The 4,016-nt window shown below is 47.9% G+C and carries 6 protein-coding genes; all 6 read left to right on the plus strand.

The genetic code is table 11. The annotated features are described in order from the left end of the window. On the plus strand, positions 1–393 hold a 393-nt coding region (locus LUQ50_RS04810; protein ID WP_300036992.1), incomplete at its 5' end, for a molybdenum cofactor biosynthesis protein MoaE. Positions 394–400: 7 nt separating this feature from the next. Further along, positions 401–532, plus strand: coding sequence for a hypothetical protein (locus LUQ50_RS04815; RefSeq protein WP_300036995.1), 132 nt, complete (start codon positions 401–403; stop codon positions 530–532). Then, entirely contained in the window at positions 529–804 is a 276-nt protein-coding gene (locus LUQ50_RS04820; RefSeq protein WP_300036998.1) for a hypothetical protein, read from the plus strand. Before LUQ50_RS04815 ends, LUQ50_RS04820 begins: the two co-directional genes overlap by 4 nt. 274 nt (positions 805–1,078) lie before the next feature. Further along, positions 1,079–1,681, plus strand: a complete 603-nt coding sequence (locus LUQ50_RS04825; protein WP_300037001.1) for a thiamine-phosphate synthase family protein — start codon at positions 1,079–1,081, stop codon at positions 1,679–1,681. Then, positions 1,681–2,724 carry an AIR synthase family protein gene (locus tag LUQ50_RS04830; RefSeq protein WP_300037003.1) on the plus strand — a complete coding sequence of 348 codons (1,044 nt, stop codon included), beginning with the start codon at positions 1,681–1,683 and terminating at the stop codon, positions 2,722–2,724. Before LUQ50_RS04825 ends, LUQ50_RS04830 begins: the two co-directional genes overlap by 1 nt. 207 nt (positions 2,725–2,931) lie before the next feature. Continuing rightward, positions 2,932–4,016: aldo/keto reductase (locus tag LUQ50_RS04835; RefSeq protein WP_300037007.1), on the plus strand; the 1,085-nt coding region annotated here is incomplete at its 3' end.

The following is a 4,016-nucleotide window of genomic DNA, read 5'->3' on the forward strand; positions in this document are numbered from 1 at the left end:
CGGATACAGGAAGATCCCATCGATCTTACACAGGTTTTTGAGAATATCGGGCCAGAGACCGGGGCTGTTCTCATCTTTGCAGGCATCGTAAGAAATGATGGGATGGATGTTCTGCGACTCGAGACCGATGAGGAAGAGGCTGAAAAAGAGATACAGAAGATAATTTCAGAGTCTGAAGAGAAGTGGGATCTCACCAGTGTCCAGGTTATCCATCGGTACGGGTCAATGAAAGTGGGTGAAGTGATCGTGCTCATCACGGTAGCATCAGGCCATCGTGATGTGGCATATGCGGCATCGCGGTTCCTCATCGACGAACTAAAAGTCAGGGTTCCTATATGGAAAGCAGAACTCTTCGGGGAAAAGGTGCGTTGGGTTCCAGGCGCAGGAGAGTAATTTCATCGTGCAGCAGATGAAACTTCAGGATCTCATTTATCTGAACAATGCGGCAAGTATCTGGCCTAAACCGGCCTGTGTACTGAATGTTGTATCGCGCAGGATTGTCTCTGAAGTGATCGAGGAGCTGGTCTCATGAAGATCATCAAATTGCGATTCTCTTCGAAGTGTAAAGATGGTGCAATCGTGACCGAATGCACGCTTGATGCTCCGGTCAGCGATCTCTTTCTCACATCGATTCAGGAAAGAGGGATGATAACCACGAAGAAACTTGGAGGAAGCACCCTTTTTACCTTCACCGCTGATTTCTTCTCGCTCAAAGGAATGGTTGGGGATACCCTCGTATACATCAGTCATCGCAAGGAAGATACCGAACCTGTTCAGGTACTACTCACTACGTTGTTCGAATAGATCCATAATTAGATCCTATATTTTTAGATCCAGTCCCGGGAATCAAGCCGAACTGCCAATCTGCAGTCCGCTCCAAGCCTCTCCTCCATTCTGGAGATGTCTGTTCTCCTGTCTGTTCTGCAAACATCTGACAATACAGATTATGATCATTATCAGAACTCTTGTAATGATCATTTTTAAATTCAATTTCTTTGTTTTTGAGTAAATGGATTTTAGATTGACTTGTGAAAACCTACATTATGGATTCCCACCGATGTAATGACTAGTAATTTGTATGTCTGATGATCTGGTGGAATTATTTGGAAAGTTTATGCTGGCTCTGGAAAAAATAGAGCGTTGCAGTGAGTTTGCTCAGATGATCCCTGAAGTACGGACCAATATGGTCTTTGCGAAACAGGGTGCAAAAACCAGGGATGATGTCCTTGCGGTAGATGGGAGAATTACGGTGGTGAACGGGATGCCATTCGCTGCAGGACGTCCCCGGCTTGGTGCATCAAGTCATATGGCCCGGCTGATCATTGAACTTGCCAGAGTCGATCCCTCGTACCGGGCAGGAATGGACTTCATGAACAATCCTGTGTTTGCAACATGGTTGAAGCAGTATTGTGCCGAAAAAGGATGGGTCTTTTCAGTAATTGACCGTAGTAATGAACCTGAAGAGGTTAAAGAGAAAGAGTGCGGTTCCATGCCCTGGAAGGTTGCAGAAGCAGTCCGTGCCTGTGGAGGAGTAGCTCCCAAGGTTTTCTATGAAACCGGAGCGGTAGGAAAAGAACCGGTTACTGTTCTTGTGGGAAAAGATCCCATTGAAGTTGTGGATCAGGTTATTGAGATTGCAAAGCGATATACCGCTGAATCATCGTCACGGTCTGGGGTCTAATGACCGGCAGCGGGCAGAAGATTGGAAAGATAGATACCGGGATCTTCAACTCCTTTCTTCAGCACAGGCTGGGTGCTTCTGATACATCAGTCATCGTTCCGCCTCGTACTGGGATAGATGCAGGGGTAATCTCGCTTGGGAACGGAGAAGTTCTCATCGTGGCTGAAGATCCGATATTCGCAATTCCAGGTCAGCCTCTTGAGATGTTCGGGTGGTATACCGTTCATATCGGGGCAAGTGATGTGGCAGTAATGGGAGTTGCTCCACGGTACATGACATACTCCTTGTTGTTACCTCCTGATACTCCAGATGAGGATCTGAAGACAATCGTGAACTCAATTCATACCGCTGCTTCAGAACTTGGAATTGCAATTGTGGGAGGTCACACCGGATATTATCCTGGTTTTGCAGCGCCAACCATTGGGGGAGTGACGGTATTTGCTATCGCGAAGGAGGATTCCTATGTCACTCCGGCGGGAGCAAAACCAGGGAATGTGGTTATCCTTACCAAAGGTCCGGCAATTGAAACTGCCGGTATTTTATCAGTTCTCCGGGAGAAGGATCTCCTGGTGAACCATGAACCCGGTCTTGTAAAGCGGGCACAGGCTCTCTGCAGCCAGATGAGTGTGGTCAGAGATGCCCTGACTGCGATGAGTGCCGGGGGTGTGACCGGGATGCATGATGCCACCGAAGGCGGGGTAATCGGAGGATTGTTTGAGATCGCTGATGCGAGCGGTGTTGGTATGGATATCGATGAATCTCGGTTTGTATATCCCCCCGAGGTTAGGATGGTGTGTGAACATTTTGGAATCGATCCCATCAGATCAATCGCTGAAGGATCTCTCCTCATAACTGCTCAAGAAGAGTATTCAGATGCTATTCTTACATCGCTTGCAGCACATGATATTGTTGGATCGGTGATTGGAACGGTTACCAGCAACCCGGTTCGTCGCATGATAAGACGGCTGGATGGCTCCATCATCCCCCTGGAAGTCCCGGCCCAGGATCCCTTCTGGCCGGTTTTCTTTGAGAGTGTATCCTGATCTCATCAGCCGGTCTTCGAATTTACAAATTTTTGGCTCCAATCTTTCTTCTTTCTTCTTTCTTCTTTCTTGTAAATCGTTGATAGAGGCATCGGGTTCATCGTAACCTGGCCGGTAACAGAAGGTATATGTGGATCGATATGCATATTGAGTAGTCAATCTAGACCGGCTACTCTAGTGTTCATCCGGTTATTCCAGGAGAAGTTTATGCAATATCGACAAGTTCCAAAAAATGGTGATACCCTCTCGATACTCGGGTTCGGAGCGATGCGTCTCCCTACCCGGAGAGGGCGAATCGATGAGAGTCGGGCAATCAGTCAGATCCGAAGTGCGATTGATGCAGGAATCAATTACATCGATACCGCATTCATGTATGGCGAGAGCGAGCGGGTTCTGGGCCTGGCTCTTCATGATGGATACCGGGAAAAGGTCAAACTTGCAACCAAACTTCCTCCGTGGCATCTGAAGAAACCTGAGGATATGCAGACCATCCTTGATAGCCAGCTGAAAAAACTTCAGACCGATCATATCGATTATTACCTCCTGCATTCCCTTGACGCAAATAACTGGAAGAAGTTTCTGGATCTCGGCGTCTTTGAGTTTCTGGAAAAGGCGAAGCAGGCCGGAAAAATAATCAATATCGGGTTCTCATTTCACGGGGATCGTAAGACGTTCAGAGAGATCATCGATGCGTATGACTGGATTTTCTGCCAGATCCAGTATAATTTTCTCGACGAAAACACTCAGGCAGGAAAAGAAGGGCTCTTGTATGCAGCCTCCAGGTGTATTGCGGTCATCGTCATGGAACCGCTTCGGGGAGGGATGTTGGCTCAAAAACTTCCCAAAGAAGTCGGGAGTATCTATGAAAATGCCTTACCACACCGGTCAGCAGCTGAATGGGGTCTTCGCTGGGTCTGGAACCATCCAGAAGTAACGGTGGTCCTCTCCGGGATGAATGATGAGCAGCATATTGCCGAGAACATTGTTGCATGTGAGGACGCTTTGCCAGATTCAATGACTCCTGGTGAGCTGACCATGATGGATACGGTTAAGGGTGTATACAAACGACTGATGAAGGTTGAGTGTACCGGATGTGCGTATTGTATGCCCTGCCCATTCGGGGTAAATATCCCTCAGTGTTTCTCGTTCTATAATCAGTATCATATGATCGGTAACCGGCTGATGACCAGAGCAATGTACGGGATACAACTGATGGGTGGAATGGGGGGAACACCTGCTTGTGCATCGCTCTGTAGAAATTGTGGGAAATGTGTGACTGCCTGTCCCCAGCA

It is taken from the genome of Methanospirillum sp. (genome assembly GCF_028679455.1).
Taxonomy (GTDB): Archaea; Halobacteriota; Methanomicrobia; order Methanomicrobiales; family Methanospirillaceae; genus Methanospirillum.